This is a genomic window from Hymenobacter segetis, from assembly GCF_038448715.1.
Taxonomy (GTDB): Bacteria; Bacteroidota; Bacteroidia; order Cytophagales; family Hymenobacteraceae; genus Hymenobacter; species Hymenobacter segetis.
Window position 1 is genome coordinate 52,613 of sequence record NZ_JBCEVZ010000018.1, and the last position, 22,745, is coordinate 75,357.

19 protein-coding genes and 1 riboswitch are annotated in these 22,745 nt (G+C 61.3%); of the genes, 10 read left to right on the forward strand and 9 right to left on the reverse strand.

Translation table 11 applies throughout. The features are described 5' to 3' along the window. Window positions 1–32 precede the first annotated feature (32 nt). Both dusB and AAFH49_RS09660 read left to right on the forward strand, forming a co-directional pair. Window positions 33–1,025 (forward strand): tRNA dihydrouridine synthase DusB, encoded by a 993-nt coding sequence (gene dusB, locus AAFH49_RS09655; protein ID WP_342297648.1) that lies wholly within the window; start codon window positions 33–35, stop codon window positions 1,023–1,025. A 165-nt stretch (window positions 1,026–1,190) separates the two neighbouring features. Continuing rightward, window positions 1,191–2,396 carry an ATP-binding protein gene (locus AAFH49_RS09660; protein WP_342297650.1) on the forward strand — a complete coding sequence of 402 codons (1,206 nt, stop codon included), beginning with the start codon at window positions 1,191–1,193 and terminating at the stop codon, window positions 2,394–2,396. Window positions 2,397–2,592: 196 nt separating this feature from the next. Here the strand turns inward: AAFH49_RS09660 and AAFH49_RS09665 are convergent, their stop codons facing one another. From AAFH49_RS09665 to AAFH49_RS09680, 4 genes are read right to left on the reverse strand one after another with little or no spacing between them, the layout of a single operon-like run. Beyond that, window positions 2,593–3,654 carry a lipocalin family protein gene (locus tag AAFH49_RS09665; protein WP_342297651.1) on the reverse strand — a complete coding sequence of 354 codons (1,062 nt, stop codon included), beginning with the start codon at window positions 3,652–3,654 and terminating at the stop codon, window positions 2,593–2,595. A gap of 40 nt (window positions 3,655–3,694) precedes the next feature. Then, entirely contained in the window at window positions 3,695–4,393 is a 699-nt protein-coding gene (locus AAFH49_RS09670; RefSeq protein ID WP_342297653.1) for a peptidase associated/transthyretin-like domain-containing protein, read from the reverse strand. Between the two features lie 48 nt (window positions 4,394–4,441). Continuing rightward, window positions 4,442–5,143 carry a carboxypeptidase-like regulatory domain-containing protein gene (locus tag AAFH49_RS09675; protein ID WP_342297655.1) on the reverse strand — a complete coding sequence of 234 codons (702 nt, stop codon included), beginning with the start codon at window positions 5,141–5,143 and terminating at the stop codon, window positions 4,442–4,444. A gap of 50 nt (window positions 5,144–5,193) precedes the next feature. Continuing rightward, on the reverse strand, window positions 5,194–6,060 hold the full coding sequence (locus AAFH49_RS09680; RefSeq protein ID WP_342297657.1) for a carboxypeptidase-like regulatory domain-containing protein: 867 nt from the start codon (window positions 6,058–6,060) through the stop codon (window positions 5,194–5,196). Between the two features lie 121 nt (window positions 6,061–6,181). Between AAFH49_RS09680 and AAFH49_RS09685 the strand changes: the two genes are divergently transcribed. The 5 genes from AAFH49_RS09685 (at window position 6,182) to AAFH49_RS09705 (ending at window position 11,448) form a co-directional block, all read left to right on the forward strand. Continuing rightward, window positions 6,182–6,697 (forward strand): hypothetical protein, encoded by a 516-nt coding sequence (locus tag AAFH49_RS09685; protein ID WP_342297658.1) that lies wholly within the window; start codon window positions 6,182–6,184, stop codon window positions 6,695–6,697. Window positions 6,698–6,770: 73 nt separating this feature from the next. Further along, complete coding sequence (locus tag AAFH49_RS09690; protein WP_342297660.1) at window positions 6,771–8,555, forward strand: amino acid permease; 1,785 nt, start codon at window positions 6,771–6,773, stop codon at window positions 8,553–8,555. Between the two features lie 55 nt (window positions 8,556–8,610). Further along, window positions 8,611–9,711, forward strand: a complete 1,101-nt coding sequence (locus AAFH49_RS09695) for a sensor histidine kinase (protein ID WP_342297662.1) — start codon at window positions 8,611–8,613, stop codon at window positions 9,709–9,711. A 14-nt stretch (window positions 9,712–9,725) separates the two neighbouring features. Further along, window positions 9,726–10,274, forward strand: coding sequence for a hypothetical protein (locus AAFH49_RS09700; RefSeq protein ID WP_342297664.1), 549 nt, complete (start codon window positions 9,726–9,728; stop codon window positions 10,272–10,274). Window positions 10,275–10,470: 196 nt separating this feature from the next. After that, complete coding sequence (locus AAFH49_RS09705) at window positions 10,471–11,448, forward strand: lipid A deacylase LpxR family protein (protein WP_342297666.1); 978 nt, start codon at window positions 10,471–10,473, stop codon at window positions 11,446–11,448. A 113-nt stretch (window positions 11,449–11,561) separates the two neighbouring features. Here the strand turns inward: AAFH49_RS09705 and AAFH49_RS09710 are convergent, their stop codons facing one another. Further along, window positions 11,562–12,614: a DMT family transporter gene (locus tag AAFH49_RS09710; protein WP_342297667.1), complete on the reverse strand. Its 1,053-nt coding sequence runs from the start codon at window positions 12,612–12,614 to the stop codon at window positions 11,562–11,564. A gap of 242 nt (window positions 12,615–12,856) precedes the next feature. Here AAFH49_RS09710 and hemA point away from each other — a divergent pair, with 242 nt between their 5' ends. Continuing rightward, a complete protein-coding gene (gene hemA / locus AAFH49_RS09715) occupies window positions 12,857–14,128 on the forward strand; it encodes a glutamyl-tRNA reductase (protein WP_342297697.1) in 1,272 nt (423 codons plus the stop codon). Between the two features lie 932 nt (window positions 14,129–15,060). Here the strand turns inward: hemA and AAFH49_RS09720 are convergent. The 3 genes from AAFH49_RS09720 to fdhD form a co-directional block, all read right to left on the reverse strand. After that, the gene (locus AAFH49_RS09720; RefSeq protein WP_342297669.1) at window positions 15,061–17,643 is read right to left on the reverse strand and encodes an FdhF/YdeP family oxidoreductase; all 2,583 of its coding nucleotides are present in this window, start codon (window positions 17,641–17,643) and stop codon (window positions 15,061–15,063) included. A gap of 57 nt (window positions 17,644–17,700) precedes the next feature. Continuing rightward, window positions 17,701–18,048 (reverse strand): DUF7009 family protein, encoded by a 348-nt coding sequence (locus tag AAFH49_RS09725; protein WP_342297671.1) that lies wholly within the window; start codon window positions 18,046–18,048, stop codon window positions 17,701–17,703. Window positions 18,049–18,144: 96 nt separating this feature from the next. After that, the gene (gene fdhD, locus AAFH49_RS09730) at window positions 18,145–19,014 is read right to left on the reverse strand and encodes a formate dehydrogenase accessory sulfurtransferase FdhD (protein ID WP_342297673.1); all 870 of its coding nucleotides are present in this window, start codon (window positions 19,012–19,014) and stop codon (window positions 18,145–18,147) included. A gap of 197 nt (window positions 19,015–19,211) precedes the next feature. Between fdhD and AAFH49_RS09735 the strand changes: the two genes are divergently transcribed. Together AAFH49_RS09735 and AAFH49_RS09740 are read left to right on the forward strand one after the other, a co-directional pair. Continuing rightward, a complete protein-coding gene (locus tag AAFH49_RS09735; protein ID WP_342297675.1) occupies window positions 19,212–20,525 on the forward strand; it encodes a cation:dicarboxylate symporter family transporter in 1,314 nt (437 codons plus the stop codon). 76 nt (window positions 20,526–20,601) lie between these two features. Beyond that, on the forward strand, window positions 20,602–21,786 hold the full coding sequence (locus AAFH49_RS09740; RefSeq protein ID WP_342297676.1) for a putative sulfate/molybdate transporter: 1,185 nt from the start codon (window positions 20,602–20,604) through the stop codon (window positions 21,784–21,786). A 37-nt stretch (window positions 21,787–21,823) separates the two neighbouring features. Here AAFH49_RS09740 and AAFH49_RS09745 read toward each other — a convergent pair whose 3' ends face one another. Next, entirely contained in the window at window positions 21,824–22,258 is a 435-nt protein-coding gene (locus tag AAFH49_RS09745) for an acyl-CoA thioesterase (protein WP_342297678.1), read from the reverse strand. Between the two features lie 148 nt (window positions 22,259–22,406). Then, window positions 22,407–22,629: riboswitch (cobalamin riboswitch) on the reverse strand. Between the last annotated feature and the right edge of the window lie 116 nt (window positions 22,630–22,745).

A 22,745-nucleotide genomic window follows, 5' to 3' on the forward strand; every position in this document is an offset into this window, starting at 1 on the left:
CGTTCTGTAAAATATCAACATACGATACTCCCGTGGTCAACATAGGTCCCAACATCCAGCTTCCCGATTTCCCGCTCCTGCTCGCGCCCATGGAGGACGTGAGCGACCCGCCCTTCCGCGCCGTGTGCAAGGCCCACGGGGCCGATTTGATGTACACCGAATTCATCTCCTCGGAAGGCCTGATTCGGGCGGCTGCCAAGAGCCGCAAGAAACTGGACATCTTTGATTATGAGCGGCCCATCGGCATCCAGCTCTTCGGTTCCGACGTGGAGACGATGGGCGAATGCGCAGCCATCAGCACCGAGGCGGGGCCGGATTTGATTGACATCAACTACGGCTGCCCGGTGAAGCAGGTGGCCTGCCGGGGTGCGGGCGCGGCCCTGCTCCAGGACATCCCCAAGATGGTGGCCATGACGGCTTCCGTAGTGAAGCACACCCACCTGCCCGTGACCGTGAAAACCCGCCTGGGCTGGGACGAAGGCACCAAAAACGTGGAAGAAGTGGCCGAGCGCCTGCAGGACGTGGGCATTGCCGCCCTCACCGTGCACGGCCGCACCCGCGCCCAGCTCTACAAGGGCGATGCCGACTGGCGGCTCATCGCCAAAATCAAGGACAACCCGCGCATCAAAATCCCGATTTTCGGCAACGGCGACATCACCTCCCCCGAAAAAGCACTCGAATACAAAAACCGCTACGGCGTGGATGGCGTGATGATTGGCCGGGCCAGCATCGGCTACCCCTGGATTTTCCGGGAAGTGAAGCACTACGTGGCCACCGGCCAGCTCCTGGCCCCGCCCACGCTGGAGGAGCGCGTGGCCGCCTGCCAGATGCACTTCGACCGCAGCATTGAGTGGAAAGGCCCGAAGGTGGGCGTCTTCGAGATGCGCCGCCACTACGCGCATTATTTCCGGGGCCTGGAAGGCGCGAAAACCTGGCGCACCAGCCTGGTGAATGCCGAAACGCCCGCCGACGTGCTGGAGATTTTGCAGGAAATTGCCAGCAGCAACGCTGTGCTGGTGGGCTGAGGCACTTCTGTCATCCTGAGCGTAGCGAAGGACCTTATCACGCCTGACCAGATTTGCAGCAATCATTTTTACTGCAAGCCGTTTTAGCGTGATAAGGTCCTTCGCTGCGCTCAGGATGACAGTCAATTTTACTGCCGTTCCTTTGCCCGCCCCGTATTCCCGTTCATGATTCCGATTTACAGTCAAAAAACCCGCATCAAAATTCTGATAGCCGTGCTGGCGCTGCTCATCGGGGCGGCCACGGTCATCTACACCAACCTGCTGGTGCAGCGCGTGTCGGAGCGGGAGCAGCAGCAGATTCAGCTCTACGCCAAGGCACTGGAATACATTATCAATTCGGAAGCCGAAACCAATACGTTTGTTTTCAACGAAATAATCAGCAACAACACGACTATCCCGGTCATTCTCAGCAGCGATGGCAAGGACATTACCAACGCCAAAAACATCACCATGGCGGCCCACCTCTCACCGGCCGATTCGGTGACGCTGCTCGAAAGCGAGCTGTTGCTGATGAAGAAGCAGCACCCGCCCATCATCGTGAAGTTTGGGGCGGGGCAGGTTAACTATATTTTCTACCGCGACTCGCAGCTGCTGCGGCAGCTGCGCACCTACCCGCTGGTGCAGTTGGTGGTAATTGGCTGCCTGGCCGTCATTGCGTATTTCGCGTTCAGTTCGTCGCGCCGGGCCGAGCAAAACCGCGTGTGGGTGGGCCTGGCCAAGGAAACGGCCCACCAGCTGGGCACGCCGCTCAGCAGCCTGGTGGGCTGGCAGAACTACCTACGCGACTCCGAGCGGTTCAAAAACGAGCCTATCGTGGAGGAGCTGGGCAAGGACATTCGGCGGCTGGAAATCATCACGGAGCGCTTCTCCAACATCGGCTCGGTGCCGGTGCTGAAGGACGAAAACCTGTACCTCACCACCCGCAACGCCATCGAATACCTGCAAAGCCGGGTGTCGAAGAAGGTCATTTTCAAGATTGAATCCGACCTGCCGATGGACACGCCGGCCCGCATCAACGTGCCGCTGTTCGACTGGGTCATCGAAAACATCTGTAAAAACGCCGTGGATGCCATGGAAGGGCGCGGTTCCATCACGCTGCACCTACGCCGCGTGCGTACCCGCCGCAGCTGGTACCGGCGCGGCGCCCCGCCCCGCCAAGTGGCCATCGACATCACCGACACGGGCAAGGGTATCCCCAAAAACAAGCTCGAAAGCGTATTTATGCCCGGTTTCACCACCAAAAAGCGCGGCTGGGGCCTGGGCCTGGCGCTGGCTAAGCGCATTATCGAGAACTACCACGAGGGCAAGCTTTTCGTGAAATGGAGCGAATTGGGGCGCGGCACCACCTTCCGCGTGGTGCTGAATCAGTAGTGGCCGCCTGTAGTTGCGAGGAGGTACGACGAAGCAATCCGTCCTGTCAAAACCAGATATTTTCTTCTACCAGAAAGCCCCGGCACTACTCAGTATCGGGGCTTTCCTGGCTTTAAAAAGGGCTTTTCACAGCCCAGGGCTGGTCGCTGAGAGAGAACGGATTGCCACGGCCTGCAGCCTCGCAATGACAAGCCGCCTACCGATTCGTAATCTCCACATACGCCTTGCCCGTCACGGGCTGGCCGTTGTGGGTGCCTTTCACGCGGCACATTCCCTCCCAGTAATACATGGTGAAGGCGTGGAAAAACCGTAGCGCCAGCTCCTGCTGCGGCACCAGTGGCTCCACGGTGAGGTCGTAGCCCTTGCCGGGCACCTGCACGCGCCAGGTGGCGGGGTATTTCTTTTTCGAGGTCGGGCTGGTCCAGTACGTCAGGGGCGTGAGCTGGAAATCGGGGCCGGAGAGGTGGATGCTGGGGCCGGTGGTGCCGCTGAAGGTACCGTTGTTGAGGTTCTGGCCGGTGGCGGAGTTGCGCAGGGTGTTCAGCATGAATTCCTCCTGGGGCTGGTCGAGCTGGATGCTGAGCCAGTCCCAGCCCACGTTTTTGTCCACGATGCTGGTGCAGTTCCACTGCCGGTCGTACCACAGCTCGCCGGCTACCTGACGGGTTTTGCCGGCCACTGTGAGCGTGCCGGTGGTGGCCAGGCGCGGGAAGGAATAGTAGCCGGCCATGATGCCGTTGCCGTAGTTTTCGTAGCCGGTGCCACTGTGCAGCACCACGTCGCGGGTGGGCAGGGTGGTGAGGTTGAGGGCGTAGCCGGCATTAGCCTTGCCGGTGAGGGCAGCCTGCAGGTGGTAGGCTCCCTCCTGCCCGTCAAATTTCCAGGTTTCACCGCGCTGCTGCTCGCGCAGGCGCAGCGGCAATGAGTCGGTGAGCAGCACGGGCAGCCGGCCCAGCTTGTAGTCGAAGTGGAATTTCTGGCCTTGCGGGTCGGTGAGAGCCACATTCACCATCTGCCAGTCCTGGCGGCCGTCTTTCAGGTTGAAGTGGAAGAATACGTACTCCACGCCGAAATCCTCGCCGGTGGCCTGGTCGCGCAGGTGGCCGGTGAGGTACCACCATTCCAGCGAGTTTTTGGGGTGCACGGCTTCCTCGTGGGGCAGCGCGGCGTGGGTAGCGGTGGGGTTGAAGCGGGTGGTGGGACGCGGGGCAGCACACGCCGCCAGCAGGCAAAGGAGGGCAAAACGCAAAACTTTCATACCCTCTCAGAAGGCATTTTGGGGCAGAAAGGTTTGGTGGTTAGCGGCGGCTTTTGCGAGGTCCAGGCAAGGGAACCGGGGGCTCTTCCAACCTGGCTTTTCCCTTGCGAAAGCCGCGTTCCGGAATTGAAAGCAGCCGGATGGTAAGCGGCGAAGGCGCTGAAGTCACTTTTACGCTTACTTCCACGGCCTGCCCTGCAAGCGCAAAAGGCACGCCCCCAACTCTCACTTTTATAATTCCGCTTTTTGCGGGTGCCCAATCAGCGGGAAAGGAAAAGGAAAATTCTCCCCGCTCGTTGGCAACCGTACCGTATTGTGTTTCGCCAAAATATACTCTCGCTCCGGCTACTGGCACATTCAATGAGTCATCTATCACGACCCCGCGAATGGTAATCATGGCCTTGCCAGGATTCTGCCCAACCAGCGAATGCCCGATGAGCAGCGGCTGTGGCGGCAGAGCGGCCGCCGAAACCTGCTGCCCACTCAGAAAAGCAGCTACCGCCAACAGCCACCGCCGGGGGCCACTCCACCGTTTCGGGTGGTGCAGCACCGCCACCGGGACCGCCATGAAGGCACAAACGCGCTGCCCCTTCCGCGCCGCCATAAAAGCCAGTATTTCCGCCTGACTCATGCGAGTAAAATCCACCACCTCCGTTTGGCAGCGGCCACACTGGCGGCCGTCGGCCGTGGGCATCATGGCATCCCAACTTTCGGCACAGGGCTTCGGAATGGAAATCACGGCGTTCAGCAGTTGGGGCTTAAATCATAACTGATGATGATGCAGCCGCTACTTCTGCGGCGGGGCTACGGGCGGCTCGGGCATCCGGATTTTGCCCATCACCTTGCCCCGGTTCGGCACTGATTCCAGGTGCACGGCCAGTGCGGCGGGCGCGGCCTTCAGGTTCAGCGCCACATCCTTGGGCTGAAAATCGAACGGGTTGCCTAAGAATTTCAGCGTCACGCTGCCTCCGGCGATGGGCGCCCAGTCGCGGGCCATTATCAGCTCGAAATTGCCCTTCTCGTCGGTGGTGGTGCCAAACTCCGTGTCGTTTATCATTACCCGCACGCCGGCCACGGCGGGGCCGCTGGGGCCGTCCAGCACCTGGCCACGAATGATGATTTGGCGTGCCGGGGTCATGGCCGGGTCGGTGGCCACGGTGGCGGTGGTGGGCACGGGCGGCTGCTGGGGTGGCTTGGTAGCGCACGAGGTGGCCGACTGCCAGCCCAGCAACGCGAGGCCGGCCAGCAGCCAGCGCCGCCAGCGCGTGGCCGGGGCCGTGGGAGCCAGCTGAGTGGCATTGGTCAGGGCGCACACGCGCCGGCCGCCCTGCCGGGCCATGAAAGCCATGATTTCGGCGTCGCTCATGCGGGTGAAGTCCACCACTTCGGTGGCGCAGGCGGCGCAGTGCCGGCCGGCGGCGGTGGGCGACATATTGGCCCAAGGCTGGGCACAGGGCTGCGGAATGGAGATGCTTTGGAGAGTGGCCATGCGGCTAAAGTAGCGGTTTTGGGGGAAGCAACAGGGAAACGGCTCCAATATCAGCTGCGGCGAAAGGGTCGGGTGAGCCAGTATTTGCCCCAGTAGTAGATTGCTCGCGGGTGCCAGGGAGCGGGCGGCAGTACCGGTATGTACATTTCCATTCCACCCAACACCTGAGTATCCATCTGCATTGTTATCAGCTGACTGGCGCTGTTGAAATGCACCAACCGCTCTTCCGTAACAAAACCGACACTACTGAAAACAAGTGTTAGGTCTTTATTCAGTAAGGCTTGCGGAACAGGCAGAAGAAAGCTTCCATCCGCCACGGTAGATACGCCCGTTGTAGTTCCCTTTATCAGCACCGTAACGCCCGGAATACTTTCGTGCGCCCTGGCATCGATGACAGTGCCCCGCAATACGGATGGTGCGGACGCTAATGAATCCAGGTGGGTTGAGGAGGCATATTCCATCGTGGGCGCGCCCGTAGTAATCTGCACATGCTCTGCCGTAGCAGGGTCGCGCAAGGGCTTTCCTTTTTCCTCGCCCACCGGAGCCGATGGCACCGGGCCACCCCAGTAGCGGGCACGCCATTCGGCCGGCGCTTGCGCCTGGGCCACCACACCGCTGCCTTCCCGCACGCCCCACACGGCCACGGCCGCCGCCAGCCAGGCCCGCCACCGCGCCGTTGGGGCAGCCGCAGCGGCGCGCTGCAACGGCCGCTCCAGCTGCCCCGCCGCGAAGCGCCCGCAGGTGCGGGTGCCAGCGGCTCCGGCCAGATAGGCCAGAATTTCGGCATCGGTTTTCAGGGTAAAGTCGACCACCGTGTGCTGGCAGGCGTCGCAGTGGCGGCCGGTGGCGGTAGGCATCATGGCGGCCCAGCTTTCGGAGCAGGGCTGCGGAACGGATAGGGAAACGGCGCGGCGCATGAGATATTGGCAAGGAGGTATGCCCGGAAGATGCCCGCCTGCCAAAAAATGCACACGCGGCCTCGCCCAAATTCCGTAACTTGCTCATACTCTCAACTCGGACCTTTCCACGTTCACTGCCATGCTACATTTTTTCCGCGTTGCGCCGCTGGCGCTGGTTTTGTTGCCGCTGCTGAGCCGGGCGCAGGCGGGTTCAGCAGCCGCGCTCGGGCTGGAAATTCCGGCCCCGGCCCCACCCAGTCAGGGCCATTTCCTGGCCGGGGCCTACGTGGTAGGCAACTACACGCCCCTGCCCGCCACGGCCGGCTACGCCATGCAACCCTACCTGCGCTACCAGTTGGGCAGCAGCCCCACGGGCCGGCCGCGCCCCTTCGTGCAATACAGCTTTATCCCCTACCGCCTGCAGGGCCCCGGGGCCGGCATGCTCTACAATCCCGATGCCTTCCCGACTAATTCGGGCTTTGCCCCACTGGCGCAGCGCCCTTCTCCCTTTGGCTACGGCAGCCCCAGCAACTATGGCGGGCTGGGCGCTTTTTCGGTGGGAATTCCGATGCAGATTGGGCGCGGCTCGGCGGTGCTGCACATCGGCGGCTCATTGGTCGAAAGCGCATTCATGCAGTCCTTGCATGTGAGGTAACCGGGGCCGCGCGGGCCGCAACCCGCGCCGGGGCGTTATCTTTTGCCCCTCAAACCCGCCCTCCCACCTTAGCATGAGTTCTGAAAAGTCGCTTTTCCGCCGCAAAACCATCGCGGCCATTCTGCAAAACCCACCCGCCGACCACGAAGGCCACTCCGCCCCCGGCGGCCTGGAGCGTCACCTTACCGTGCGCGACCTCACGGCTTTAGGTATCGCGGCCATCATCGGGGCCGGCATTTTCAGCACCATCGGCAAGGCCAGTCTGGACGGCGGGCCGGCGGTGTCGCTGCTGTTTGTTTTTACGGCCATTGCCTGCGCGTTTTCGGCGCTGTGCTACGCGCAGTTCGCGGCCACCATTCCAGTTAGCGGCTCGGCTTACACTTACGCTTACGCCTCGTTTGGCGAGCTGGCGGCCTGGATTATTGGCTGGGCATTGATAATGGAATACGCGGTGGGCAACATCGTGGTGGCCATTTCGTGGTCCGATTACTTCACCGGGCTCATGGACGGCATCGGGCTGCACATTCCGCTCTGGCTCACGATGGGCACGCAAACTGGTCATGCGGGCTACGAGGCCGTGCAGACGCTGGTGCAATCAGGCAAGACCCTGGCCGAGGCCACGGCCGCCGTATCGCCGGCCCAGCTCGATGGCTACAAGGCCTGGATGCAGGCCCCGGCCCTCTCCGACAGCCTGCATCTGGTGGTTGACCTGCCCGCTTTCCTCATCACCGTGGCCATCACGGCGCTGGTTTACATCGGCATCAAGGAAAGCAAAAACGCCTCCAACCTACTGGTGTTGTTGAAGTTGATAATCGTCTTCATCGTAATTGTAGTGGGCGCGTTCTACGTGCAGCCGGCCAACTGGCACCCCTTCGCCCCCAACGGCGTGGGCGGTGTGCTGAAGGGCGTATCGGCGGTGTTTTTCGCCTACATCGGCTTCGATGCCATTTCGACCACGGCCGAGGAATGCAAGAACCCGCAGCGCGATTTGCCCAAGGCCATGATGTACGCCCTCATCATTTGCACGGTGCTGTATGTGATTATCACGCTGGTGCTTACGGGCATGGTTTCTTATAAAGAATTGGGCGTGGGCGACCCGCTTTCCTTCGTATTTGCCAAGGTGGGCTTGTCGCGTCTGTCCGGCTTGGTGGCCGTGAGCGCGGTGTTTGCTATGGCCTCGGTGCTGCTGGTGTTTCAGCTGGGCCAGCCGCGCATCTGGCTGACCATGAGCCGTGATGGGCTGCTACCCACCGTGTTTTCCAAGATTCATCCGCGCTTTCACACGCCTTCATTCGCTACCATCGTCACGGGCTTTTTTGTGGCGGTGCCGGCGCTTATTCTGAACATGGATTTGGTGGTTGACCTTACCAGCATCGGCACGCTGTTCGCGTTTGCGCTGGTGTGCGGCGGCATCCTCATCATCGACCCTTACGGCCGCTCGGAGGCCCGTTTCAAGGTGCCCTACATCAACGGGCAGTGGCTGGTGCCGCTCATCCTGGCCATCGGAGCCTTCCTGATTGTGCGCTACAACGCGGTCAGCAACCACGAGTTTATGCTCGATATCACCGGTCAGCGCGGCTGGATTGCCCACGATGCGCTGAGCGGCAAGGTCACGGCCGGCTTCGCCCACCAGATTCCGACGCTGGTGTTTTTCCTGTTCTGCATCGGCCTGTCGGTGCTCTCGTTCCGGAAGAAACTCTCGCTGCTGCCCACCCTGGGCCTGCTCATCAATCTGTATCTGATGACCGAGTTGGGCATCAGCAACTGGACGCTGTTTTTCGTGTGGCTGCTCATTGGCCTGGCCGTGTATTTCGGCTACGGCTACAAAAACTCGAAGCTGAACCGGATGGTGGCATAGCTGTTTGCCAACGGGTCAGCGCTTTCCTTCGGCTCACCCTTTCTGCAAACCCGCTATGCTCCCGCCCGTCGAACTATTTCAGCACCTGCTCGAAGGCAGCCCGCTCACCACATTTGTGTACAGCGTGACGGCCCGCCGCCTGCTCTACGTGAGCGCGGCCTACGAGCAGCTGTTTCCCGGGGCCCGGTGCGCGGACACGGATGCCGACCTGCCCCGCCTGCTGAGCTACCTGCCGCCCGATGACCAGGTCTACGCCCTGCATTGCCTGGGCCAGCTGGCGGCCGGCGAGCTCTGCGACGACCTGCTGCTGCGCGTGCAGCCCCACCCCGAGGTGCCCCTGCGCTGGCTCTCGGTGCAGGCCTGGCCCGCCGTGGGCAGCGACGGCCAGCGCCTGCTCTGCGGCACGGTGCAGGATGTGACGCTGGAGCAGGAGTACCTGCGCAACGCCGACAAGTACATGGCCAAGAAGAACACCACGCTCGAAATCCTGTCGCACGACCTGGCCGGGCCGTTCACCATGCTCCAGCAGCTGGCCACCGTGCTCGACGAGCGTACCCAGGCCCTCGACGACCCGCTGGTGCGCAAGCTCCTCCGCGTGATGGAGGCCACCTGCCGCGACAGCGTGAACCTCATCCGCGACTTCGTGGACGGCGAGTTTATGGACTCGGCCAACGTGGACTACAAGGCCATTCGGGTGGATTTGGTGCAGAATATCCGCCAGGTGGTGGACACTTACCAGCAGGGCGAGCACCTCGTGGCCAAGCACTTCGCCTTCCAGACTTCGCAGCCCACGATGTACGTGGAAATCGACAACAACAAGTTTCTCCAGGTAATTAACAACCTGATGTCCAACGCCATCAAGTTCACCGGCGAGGGCGGCCACATCGCCGTGGGCCTCACCCAGCACCCCGACCATGTGCTGGTGACCGTGGCCGACGACGGCATCGGCATTCCGGCCCACCTGCTGCCGGTGTTGTTCGACCGTTTCACCCCCGCCCGCCGCCCCGGCCTGCGCGGCGAAAAAACCACCGGCCTGGGCATGCACATCATCGAAACCATCGTGCGGCTTCACCACGGCCGCATCTGGGTCGAGAGCGAAGAGAACGTGGGCACGACGTTTTACATCAAGCTGCCGGCCACGGTGGTGGCGGGCTGATATTGGGCAATTCCGTGGTCCAAACCTCCTTCCTCACCTTCCGCCTGCACGGCACCATCCCCGCCGCCACCGGCCGCGAGCTGGCCTCCGAGCTGCGCCAGGCCCGCGAATCCGGCACTGACCACCGCCGCAGCCAGAAGCAGTTTTTTGCCAAATTCGATGCCGTGCTGGACCGGGCTCCCATCGGCGCGGCCTACTTCGAAAACGAGAAGATGGCCGAAGTCCTCGCCGGCGAAATCATGATGCTGGAGGAAACAGGCTTCATCGTCCACGGCTTCGCCATTCTGCCCAACCACGCGCATATCGTGGTGCATTTGCCTGAGCGTAGCAACCTTTCCTTCGCCAAAGCCATCGACCTGCTGCACCTGCGCACCGGCACCGCCTGCCGCCGCCTAGTGCGCCCCAAACTCCCACCCGAAGCCGAATTCTGGCAGGTGGGCTGGTTTGAATACGAAGTGCAGGACGAAGCCGAGCTCACCCGCCTACTAGCCTACGTGCGCGGCAATGCCCGGCAGGCCGGCTTGCCCGCCCGCTTCCAGGCATGGCCGTATGTGAATGATTGAGTTGGTGTAAGTCCGGTTCCAGCTGGCGAGCGACTGTCATCCTGAGCGCAGCGAAGGACCTTATCACCGAAGAACAGCTTGCAGTAAATCCAAATGGAGCAAGCGTGATAAGGTCCTTCGCAAGCTCAGGATGACAGTCACATTTTCCAAACAGCCTCAATCCTCCCCGCCCGCCAGCGCGTACCTCCCGCCACTTATGCGCCTGCTGTTTCTCCTGTTTCTATCGTTGCTGCCCCGGCTGCTGTCAGCGGCTCCCACGCCAGCCGATACGCTGCATCCCCTCAGCCCGGCGCGACTGCTGCGCTACACCTACGCCAACGACCTGTTTTTTCGCACCGACTACTACTTCACGCAGGGCATGACGCTCACGCTGGTACACCCGATGCTGGCGCGGCTGCCGGTACGCCACCTGCTGACGGCCGGCCCGCGCGGCAGCACACAGCAGCACGGCCTCACGCTGCGCTACGATGGATTTACGCCCCTGCGCATCCAGGATGCATTTATTCGGGTGGGCGACCGGCCGTATGCGGCGTATTTGTACGCCTCTTTTTTTCGAATCAGCAACCAGCCGGCCCGCCGCCAGCGCCTGACCACGGCGCTGGAAATCGGCTTTATCGGCCCGGCCGCCGGCGGCAAGGAGCTGCAAACCGCCATCCACCGCGTCACGGGCAACGCTGAGCCGCGCGGCTGGGACTACCAGATTAGCAACGCCCTCATCATCGGCTACCGCGTGGCGTTTGAGAAACAACTAGCCGCCAGCCGGCACATTGAGTTGCTGGGCAATGCCGAAGCTTCATTGGGCACGCTGTACACTTATGCCGGCACCGGACTACGGCTACGGGTGGGAAAGTTCAGGCCCTATTTCGCCAATCTGAGCGTGGCATGTCCAAGTCATAGCGCCGAGCCGCAACCCTGGCAACTCTACGGCGAAGCCGCGCTGAAAGGTCACCTCGTCGGTTACGATGCTACCTTACAAGGCAGTCCTTTCACTAACCGCGACCCATACACACTGCCCGCAGATGCTGTACGCCGGGCCGTTTTGCGCAGCTCCGGCGGCATGGTACTGGCTCATAGCGGGCTGAGCTTTGCCGCCACGGCTACTTGGGTTTCGCCGGAATTCGCGGGGGGCCGCTCGCACCGCTGGGGGCAGCTGGGCGTGACGGTGGCCTTTTAAAGAATCGTACGCGCCGGTCCGACCGCCCCAGGCGGTCCGACCGGTTGTCGTTGTTTAGCAGAACGTGCTTCCTGCAACCGGTCAGACCGCCTGGGGCGGTCGGACCAGCGTCTCTACTTGGCCCGGTGAATAATCAGCACACCCACCAGAATCACCACCATGCCGGCGAAGTGCCACAGGTTAAACGCCTCGCCATCCAGCGCGCCCCAGGCCAGGGCCACGATGGGAATCAGGTAAGTACTCGACGAGGCAAACAGCGCCGTAGACTGCTGAATCAACCTATTAAACAACACCATGGCCACGGCCGTACTCATCGTGGCCAGCAGCGCGATGTAGCCAAACGCCGCCCACGCCCCCGGCACGGTAGCCAGCTTATGCAAAAACTCCGTGCCCAGCAGCAAGTACGCCAGCGCCGGCCCGCCGATAAGTAGCAGCAGCACCGACGTCACCGCCACCGGCGTCATGCCGCCCAGCTTGTGCTTGATAACGTTTACGCTCAGGCCGTAGCCCATGGTCGCAATCAGGATATAGATGCCGTACCAGGCGTTGCCCTCGCCGGCGGGCGTGGCATCGCCGCCGCTGCCACCCAGCTGCAACATCACCACCGTGCCCACCAGCCCGAGCGTGATGCCCAGCACCCGCAAGCCCGTCAGCCGCTGCCGAAACAGCAGCGCCCCCACCAGCAGTGTGAACACCACCGTGAGAGCATTGAGCACGCCCGCCAGCCCCGAGGCCAGCCGGGTTTCAGCATACGCAAACAGAAACGCCGGAATCAGCGTCCCCACCACCCCACTAAGGGCCAGCCACTTGAACCGACTGCGCTCCACCCGCCCCACATGGCGCAGGGCAAAGGGCAGCAGCAGCAGCGCCGCCACGCTCACGCGGGTAGCGCCCAGCTCCATAGCCGAAAACACCACCAACCCCTTCTTCATCAGGATAAACGACGTGCCCCAGATGGAGGCCAAAATGAGCAGCAGCATCCACGCCACGGGCGAGGTAACGGCCGGCGCGGGATTGGCCAGCGCTTCGGTCGCTTCGAGGGAAGCCGTTTCGTCGGCCGCGCCCGGCAGGGTGGTTTCGGGCGCGGTCGTGGCGGCCGATGAAGCAACCCTGGCGGGCATCAGCACGAGTGAGGAATGAGCAGCGGGTGGGAGTTTGGGCGACATGCGGCAAAGGTACAAGCCCCCCGCACGGCGGCCGGCGGGCTTGGTTCTGGCTGCCGCCCCCCGATTCCGGGCTGACTTTCGTCATTTCATCCAACACTACCTAGCCTGATTGTCTCTGAGGGCCTGCAGATGCCTGATATTCGTCAACTTTCCCCTCGAACCCTACTTATGCCCGGGCTGTTGTGATATCCTACCGAAATCCTGCCGTAATTTTGTAGTCCGATTTCGTGTCGATTCCGTCTATGTCGCATCCGTTCAAGGCCGTTAGCCTCTCCTTCAAGAAAGCCCCGCTTGCCATCCGCGAGCTGCTTTCGCTGGACGAGGCCGCCTGCCGCCGCTTCCTGAATACGCTGCACAATGAGCTGGGCCTTAATGACCTGCTCGTGCTGAGCACCTGCAACCGCACCGAGGTGTACTACGCCGCCGAGGACGACCGCAGCCGCGAAATCATCCTCGCCCTGGGCCACCTGAAAGACCGCGCCGACATCGGCCAGTTCCTGCCCTACTTTGACCTGCTGCCCGACGCCGACGCGGCCGTGCAGCACCTCTTCGAAGTGGCCATGGGCCTTGATGCTCAGGTAGTAGGCGACCTGCAAATCAGCAACCAGGTGAAAATGGCCTACCAGTGGGCCGCCGATGCTGACGCCGCCGGCCCTTTCCTGCACCGCTTGCTGCACACCGTTTTCTTCACCAACAAGCGTGTGCAAACTGAAACCAGCTTCCGCGACGGGGCTGCCTCAGTAAGCTACGCCGCCCTGGAACTGGTGGAAGAGCTAACCGCCGACGTGGCCAATCCCAAAGTGTTGGTAGTTGGCTTAGGCGAAATCGGAGCCGATGTATGCCGCCACCTGGCCGCCAGCAAGGCCTTCGGCGAAGTCACCCTCTGCAACCGCACCCGCGCCAAGGCCGAAGAGCTGGCCGCCGAGTGCAACATGCGCATCGTAGAGTTTGAAGACCTCGTGCCCGCGCTGAAAGAAGCCGACGTGGTGATTTCCTCGATAAACCGCGCCGAGCCGTTCTTCACCAAAGAGCTGGCCGAGAACCTCGACGTTCTCAGCTTCAAGTTCCTGATTGACCTGAGCGTACCGCGCAGTATTGCCGCCGATGTGGAGCAGGTACCGGGTGTGCTGGTCTACAACATCGATGCCATTCAGAGCAAGGCCTCGGCCGCGCTGCAAACCCGCCTCGAAGCCGTGCCGCAGGTGCGGGCCATCATCGCCGAAAGCATTGCCGGCCTCAACGACTGGGCCAAGGAAATGATGGTTTCGCCCCTCATCCAGAAGATGAAGGCCAACCTCGAAACCCTCCGTCAGGAGGAACTCGACCGCTATCAGAAAAAAGCCACCCCCGCCGAAAGCAAGCTCCTCGACGAAGCCACCCGCTCGCTGATGCAGAAGATTCTCAAGCAGCACGTGCTGCACCTGAAATCTGCCTGCAAGCGCGATGAGGCCGATAAACTGGTAGCCATGCTGGGCGAGATGTTCGATTTGGAGAAGACGGGCGAAGCCGTTTAACCTTTATTAGCTACAGCACAGAAGCCATCTCATTTACTGAGACTTTAAAAAAGCCCGCCAAATGGCGGGCTTTTTATTTTTCGCCGATGCTTTCTTTGATAGATATCGAGGATGCACACATGATATTTCCTCCTTATTCTCATAGCATTTCAACACTCAGCTCACAGCCAACAACTGAAAGTTATCCACATAATCAGACAATCGTTGCCTACACAAACCTTAAACGCTATTTCACAAAAATATGATAATCAATTTATTAATTATCAATGTTCGAATCCATTTAGGACTAGAGCAGTCCGTTAGCGTTAGGAACCGGCTGTTTGCCCTACGTACTTTTACACAGCACGGTTAATCCACCTCACCTCGGCGGTCTTTGAGAAAAGACAAAGCCCCGGCCGGTGGAACGGTCGGGGCTTAAAAGAAGAAGGTGGTTGAGCACCTAATTCTCCCTGAAGATGAGAAACAAGCGTGTAAAACCGGGAGCCAAGTTTCGACTTGACTTCCAGCTGTCCGACGAGCTAGTGAAGTGGCTTGTCGGACTTGCAGTAGGCAGTGGCGCCCTTTCGGCGGCCATTCACTACTTGTAAGAGGCGGCAAGGGGCTGGGCCGGGAGGTTCGGCCCCTTGTTTTTTGGCGTTATTACGCTGCAAATCTACAGTAAGTTTACGAATCTTCGTAAGGTTTCGTATAACTAGCTTTGTTGATTATCACCCAAATCACCTTGTCTATCAGAACATTAACCGCTAGTTTAAACAATTTATTTTGTAGAATTGGTTTTCCATAAAACTGTAAGTTTACAGATAAACGTAAAAAGGAAAGTCCCGGCACTATGCAGTGTTGGGGCTTTCCTTCTTACATCTTGGGACTTTCTGCATCAAGAGGACGGATTGCCGCGTCGCGCTATGCTCCACTCGCAATGACAAACGTCCCCGTTACGCCATCATCTTTTCGCGCTGCTTGATGCGCTTGTCGTTATTCACCGCCGTGGGCACCACCGTTACCACCACGTATTTCGAGGTGGGCGTGTTGCTCACTTTAGCTACGCTGGTGATGGGTACCAGCGGGTTAGCCTCGGGGAAATAAGCGGAGACGTTGCCTTTCGGAATATCGTAGGGCACGGCTACGAACTTCTCCACGGTACGCTCCTCGCCTTGGTAGTGGCTGGTGATGTCGATGAGGTCCTTCGCTTTGATATTGCGGGCGGCCATGTCAGCCGGGTTCATGAACAGCACGCGGCGCTCGCCGTGAATGCCCCGGTACCGGTCGTTGTACTCGTAAATCGTGGTGTTGAACTGGTCGTGCGAGCGCACGGTCATCAGGATGAGCTGGTCGGGGGCCACTTCGTACTTCTCCAGTGTGGTGGTGGTGAAATGGGCCTTGCCGTCCTTGGTTGTGAATTTGCGCTCGCGGGGGCCGTTGGGCAGGTAGAAGCCGCCCGGCTCGCGCAGCTTCTTGTTGAAGTCCTCGAAGCCGGGGATGACGCGGGCAATGTGGTCGCGGATAACGTCGTAATTCTCCGTCATAGCCACCCAGTCGGTGGTGGTTTTGTCGCCGAGGGTGGCAATGGCCACGCCACTGATGATGGCTACTTCGCTAAGCTGGTCGCCGGCCAGGGGCACCAGGATGCCCTTGTTCTGGCTCACCACGCCCATCGAGTTTTCGCAGCTCGTCATCTGGTGGCCGGACTTCTGCATGTCGATATCGACGTGGGCGAAGGTGGGCAGCAGCAGGCTGGTTTCGCCGGTGGTGAGGTGGCCGCGATTGAGCTTGGTGCCCACGAATACGGTCAGCTTCTGCTTGCGCATGGCTTCGGCAATGAACTCGGTGTCGGGGCCGGCGGCCAGCAGGTTGCCGCCCAGGCTGAAATACACCCGGGTTTTGCCCGCGTGCATGGTCTTGAGGCTTTCTACCACGTCGAGGCCGTCTTCGCGGGGGGCTTTGAACTTGAATTCCTTTTCCAACGCGTCGAGAAAATCCCCCTTCACGCGCTCCCAGATGCCCATTGTGCGGTCGCCCTGCACGTTGGAGTGGCCGCGCACCGGGCAGGTGCCCGCGCCGGGCTTGCCGATGGCCCCTTTCATGAGGTGCAGGTTCACGATTTCCTGAATCGTCTGCACGCCCTGGCGCTGCTGCGTGACGCCCATGGCCCAGCAGGTGATTATTTTCTGCTTGCGCGCCATGAGGTTGGCCGCTTCCAGCAACTGGGCGCGGCTGATGCCGCTGATTTCCTCGATTTCCTCCCAACTCGTGTTGCGAATATTCTGCTCGAAGGAGTCGAAGCCTTCGGTGAATTCGGCCACGAAGCTGCGGTCGACTACCTGGCCCGGGTTCAGGTCCTCGGCCTCGAAGAGGTGCTTCATTATGCCGCGCAACAGGGCCATGTCCCCATCCACGCGCACTTGCAGGAATACGTCGGTGATTTGCGTGCCGTCGCCGATAAGCGCGCCCAGCGCCCGTAGCGGGTTCATGAAATCCTGCGGGTTTTTGAAGGCGATGAGGCCGGCTTCCGGCAGCGGGTTCACGCTGATTATTTTGGCCCCGTTGCGCTTGGCCGCTTGAAGAGCCGAGAGCATGCGCGGGTGGTTGGTGCCCGGGTTCTGGCCGATGATGAGGATGACTTCGGCCTCGTGCAGGTCATTCAGCGTGACCGAACCCTTGCCCAGGCCCAGTGTGGGGCTCAGGGCCGAGCCGCTACTCTCGTGGCACATGTTGGAACAGTCGGGCAGGTTGTTAGTGCCGAACTCGCGGGCAAACAGTTGGAACAGGAAGGCCGGCTCGTTCGGGATTTTGCCCGAGGTGTAGAACACAGCCTCATCGGGCGAAGCGCAGGCGTTCAGCTCTTTGGCGATGATATCGAAGGCATCGGGCCAGGCGATGGGCGAGTAGTGATTGTCGCCGGGGCGCTTCACCATGGGGTGCGTGAGGCGGCCGGTGTTGTTCTGGTCGCGGTCGCTCAGGCGCGAGAGCTCGGCCAAGCTGTGCTTGGCGAAAAGCTCGGGGCCGGCGGCCCGGTCGTCGGCATCGGAGGCGGTGGCTTTGGCACCGTTCTCACAGAATTCGGCTACTGAGCGGTGCTCGTCGGGGTCGGGCCAGGCGCAGCTGGAGCAGTCGAACCCGTTTTTCTGGTTCAGGCCGAGCAGGGCCTTGGTGCCGCGCCCCATGCCGCCCTCGCTCCAGCTGAACTGCATCGATTTGATAACGGCCGTAACACCGGCCGCCACCTTCTCCCGGCCTTCCAGGCGCAGGCCGGTGAGGGCCTCAGGCGGCTGCGCCAGGATGGGGTGCAGGTACTTGGCCTCCATAGTGGGCGGCGCGGGGATGTGCTCTTCGGCGGGCGGAGTGCCGGCGCTGGCTTCGTGCATGGCTTTGCTGGGGTGGTCGGCGTTGGGGATTTCGTGGTCGGCTACCGGGGCGTGGCCCTGGTCGGGTCGTTCGCCGCTTTTGGGGGCGAGGCTGGCTTTCTGCTCGTGCGCCTGACCAGCTTTGCCGGGGTCGGTTTGAGGGGAATCTTCCATGGGGCTCATCAAAACAGAGGGTGGGATTTTAAATAGCGTTAGAAGTTGCCGACGGCACTAGTGGCGGCAGTCCAGGTCCTTCTCAACCAAAATTTGGAGACGCTGGTTTTCAGCCAGTGGCACGTCGTGCGAAAAACCGTTCTGGTCGGTTTCGACCCAGGTTTTGGCCAAGGCAAAAGGCACCAGCACGGTGAGCGCGCCCGGCTCGTAATGCACCTGCACGGGCTCGGCCTCGGGCAGGGTCTGGGCGGGTTCGGAGCCGCGCTCCAGGGCATAGGTCAGGCGCTGAGCGGGGTTGAGCCCGAAGTGCACGGCTCCTTCCACGCGGCCTTTTTCGGCAAATTCGTCCAGCTCGCCCTGGGAGACGCGCAGGCGCAGGGTGTCGTCTTCGATGCGGAGTTTCATGGGGTGGGATTGTGGCTGAAAGTTAAACGGCTGAGGAGGGAGGGTGTTGCCGAACTATAGCTGTTAAGCAAGGTTTTTCTGGCGCCTTAGCCAGTATTAGGCCAGCAGTCGCCAGCCGTGGCTGTAGATGTTGAACCGCTCGTTGCGCACGAAGCCCAGCACGGTCATCCCGAAGCTCTCGGCCGCCTGAATGGCCAGGCTGCTGGGCGCGCCCACGGCCGCTAAAATCCCAATGCCGGCTGCCGCCGCCTTCTGCACCAGCTCGAAGCTCACGCGGCCGCTCACCAGCAAAATATGCTGGTGCAGCGGCAGCCATCCGGCCAGCAGCGCCGCGCCAATTACCTTGTCCAGCGCATTGTGGCGGCCCACGTCTTCGCGCAGCAGCAGCAACTCACCCTCCGGCGAAAACAGGGCTGAAGCGTGCTGGCCGCCAGTTTGCTCGAAGCCGGCCTGGGCGGCGCGCAGCTTCTCAGGCAACTGGTGCACCACGGCGTAGCGCAGGTGCGGGCCGGCGGTGGGCAGCACCGGGCAGGAGGCGGTGCGCACGGCATCAATGCTGGTTTTGCCGCACACCCCGCAGCTGGAGCTAGTGTAGAAATGCCGTTCCATGGCCGCGAAATCAACCTTTACGTGCGCGGCCAGCTCGGCGCGGACCACGTTGCCGGCTTCTTCGGCCTTTTGCACATCGGGGCAGGGAATGATGCCCAGCAGGTCGGCTTTAGTATGGATAATGCCTTCGGTGAGCAGGAAGCCGGCAGCTAATTCCTCGTCGTGGCCGGGCGTGCGCATGGTGACGGAGAGGGTGCGATGCTGGCGCTGGCCGTCGGTTTCGTAGCCCACACGGATTTCGAGCGGTTCCTCGGCGGCGAGCTGGTCGGAGGCGGGCACGGGTGGGCCGCTGCCGCTTACTTTTTGGATGGTGGCGAATTCGTAGCTGGCGGCGGGGAGGAGGATGGCGGGGTCCATGGGAGAATGCAGAAACTATAGAACGTCATGCAGAGCGCAGCGAAGCATCTTGCCCGCAGTTAGTAAACCAATCCTTAAATGAAAAAGATTAGTGGTGGCGGGCAAGATGCTTCGCTGCGCTCTGCATGACGTTCTTTTCAGCATGACGTTCTTGCGATTTCTTTCGTCTGCCCCGAGCCCTCCCCCACCCTCTGCCTATGAAACTCAAACGCCTCACCCGCAATCTCACCTTTTGGGTGCTGCTGGCCATTGGGGCCGGGGCGCTGCTGGGCCACTTCCGGCCCGCCCTGGCCGTGCAGATGGAGCCCCTGGGCAAGCGCTTTATCGATGTGGTGAAGCTGTTCATCAACCCAATTATATTCCTCACCATCACGCTTGGCATCAGCACGATGGGGGATTTGAAGAAGGTGGGGCGCATTGGAGGCAAGGCACTGCTGTACTTCGAGATTGTGACGACGCTGGCGCTGCTCATTGGCGTGGGCGTGGCGGCGCTGGTGCGGCCGGGCGCGGGCGTGAGCACCGGCAAGCTCGATGCCGGGAAAGTGGGCGAGTTCACGAAACGGGCCACGGAGTTCTCCTGGGGCCACTTTCTGGCCGATAACCTGACCTTGCAGGTGCTCATCGTAGCCATTGTGCTGGGCATCGGCCTGAGTAAATACGCGGGCCGCAAGGCCATCATTCACTTCCTGAAGGAATGCTCGAAATACGTGTTTCGGGGGCTGCACTGGGTGATGATGCTGGCCCCCATCGGGGCGTTTGGGGGCATGGCGTTCACGATTGGGAAGTACGGCATTGCCACGCTGCTGCCGCTGGGCAAGCTCATGATTACCGTGTACCTGACCATGGTTTTGTTCGTTTTTCTGGTGCTCGGGGGCATTCTGCGCTACTGTGGCATCGGGATGTGGTCGTTTCTGAAATACATCAAAGCTGAATTGCTGATTGTGCTGGGCACCTCGTCGTCCGAAGCCGGGCTGCCGGGGCTCATGGAGAAGCTGGAGGGCATGGGCTGCGCCCAGCCGGTGGTGGGACTGGTGGTGCCCACGGGCTACTCCTTCAACCTCGACGGCACCACGATTTATCTCTCGCTTTCAACCCTTTTTCTGGCCCAGGTATTCCACATCGAGCTTTCGGGGGCGCAGATTCTGACCATGATGGGCATTCTGATGGTGACCTCGAAGGGTGCGGCGGGTGTAGCGGGCAGCGGCTTTGTGGTGCTGGCCAGCACGCTCACGGCCATGAAAGTGATTCCGGTGGAGGGCCTGGCCCTGCTGCTGGGCGTGGATAGATTTATGTCGGAAGCCCGCTCCATCACCAACTTCATCGGCAACGGCGTGGCCACCGTTTTCCTGGCCCACACGGAGGATGCCCTCGACCACGAACGGGCGGTAGAAGTGCTGGGCCGGCGGCTGCGGCCGCTCCGTTTCCGCAAGGATTACACCAGCGGCGAGTACCTGGGCGAAGCGGCCGAACAGGCCAGCGAAGTGGCTCGCCTGCTGAAAAACAAAAAGTAGAACCAGTGGGGTTATGGGTAGAGACGCATACTTGCGTCCCTACCCCATTCTACCAGACATTTCCCACCTTTGCCCTGTGGAATCCATTACCCTGACCCCGCCCACACCCGCCCCTACGCGCCCCCCCATCCGCTTCGACCGCAACGAGCTGGCCGGCGCGTTTGGCGACCTCGGCACCGATTTGCCGCTGCTCATCGGCGTCATCGCCGCCTCGGGGATTGACAGTGCTTCGGTACTGATTTTATTCGGGCTGATGCAGGTGTTTACCGGGCTGTGGTACCGGATGCCCATGCCGGTGCAGCCCCTCAAGGCCTTCGCGGCGCTGGTTATCGCCCAGAAAATTCCCGGCCGCGTCATTTTTGGCGGGGGGCTGGCTATTGGGGTCAGCATGTTTTTTCTGTCGATAACCGGGCTGATTGATGCGCTGGCGCGGCTGGTGCCCAAGGCCGTGGTGCGCGGCATCCAGTTTGGGCTGGCCTTGCAGCTGGCCACGCTGGCCCTCACCAAGTATGTGGGGGCCGATGGCGCAGCGGGCTACGCACTGGCGGCGGCGGCTTTTGCCGTGACGGTGGTGCTGTTTGGCAACCGGCGCTGGCCGGCGGCGCTCATCGTTATTGCCCTGGGCGTGGCGTATGCGCTGGTTTTTAAGCTCGATTTGGCCACGGCGCAGCGGGCGGTGGGCCTGCACTTGCCCAGCTGGCACCTACCCCAATCGGCCGATATTCTGACCGGCGCGGTGCTGCTGGCCCTGCCCCAGATTCCGCTTTCGCTCGGCAATTCCATTCTGGCCACCAAGCAGGTGGCGCACGATTTATTCCCCGAGCGCGAACTGCTTACCATCAAAAAAATCAGCTTCACCTACGCGCTGATGAATTTGGTGAACCCGTTTTTCGGGGGCTTTCCGGTGTGCCACGGTTCGGGCGGCATGGTGGGGCACTATGCGTTTGGGGCGCGCACGGGCGGGTCGGTGGTCATTTATGGCGGCATTTTTCTGGTGATGGGGCTGTTTTTCAGCCAGGGCTTTGCCGAGGTGGTGCAGATTTTTCCGCTGCCGGTGCTGGGGGTGCTGCTGTTGTTCGAGGCGCTGTCGCTGGCCACGCTGCTGCGCGATGTGAGCGGCAGCCGCAGTGATTTACTGGTGTCGCTGCTGGTAGGCCTGCTCTGCGCGGGGCTGCCGTACGGCTACCTGGTGGGCCTGATTGTGGGCACGGCCATCTACTACGCCATGCAGCGCGGCTGGGTAGGGCTGGGGAAACACTAGCGGCTGGCGGCCTTTCTCTAAACACCAGACAGGCTGATTACGAGTCCAAAGGCGGCGCTACCAACGTTAGTGATGATTCCATTTCCTCGGCCAGAATGCGGACGGGCTGCTTGTGCTCATCCACGGCCACAAAGGTGAACAGGCCGGTTACGGCCTTGTGACGGTCGTCGGAATACATCTGCTCCACGAATAATTCGACGCGCACTTTGAGGCTGGTGCGGCCTACGTGCTCGATGTTGGCTACTAATTCGACCAGCGAGCCGCCGGGGATGGGGTGCGTGAAATCGACCCGCTCGGAAGAAACCGTCACCATTTTCAGGCGCGAGAAGCGGGTGGCGGCGATGAAGGCTACCTCGTCCATGAGCAGCAGCGTGGTGCCGCCGAACAGGGTGTCGTAGTGGTTGGTAGTGTTGGGAAAAACGGCTTTGAAAATGCGCGTCTCGGCGCGGGCAATGCGGTCGGCAAGAAGCATGAGCTAACGGGGATAAGAGGTGATAAACGGCCTCCGTTTGCGTTCAAGCCCCATTCTTCATAAGCCAGCCACCGGCCGCACCACGCCCCGGCCACGCCCCAGGCGCAGCGGCACGGCACCGCCGATGCCAGCCCCAAAGCGCGAGGGCAGCATCACTCGGCGGCCGGCAGGTCTCCTGACTTGTTTCGGGTGAGCCCCGCCCTTCTCGGCCCGTTTTCAGGGGGCCAATGGGCATGTCTGGGGCCGCCGGCTCCGGCGGGCTAGGCCGGGAAACTCACAGTAGCGCGTCTGTTCGGGAGTTGCACCCGATTCCCTTTTAAGTTTTACCCCGGCTGAAACCGGGGCTAAAAACCGTCCGCTGATTGAAGGAAATCAAACCGAGAACCAACGCGGCGAAGGTACAGCACGAGCGGCGGGGATGGCGCGGGCCTGTGGCCCGTGCCGGCTATTAGCAGGCCTCTGGCCTGCAATTGTTGAACGATGACCG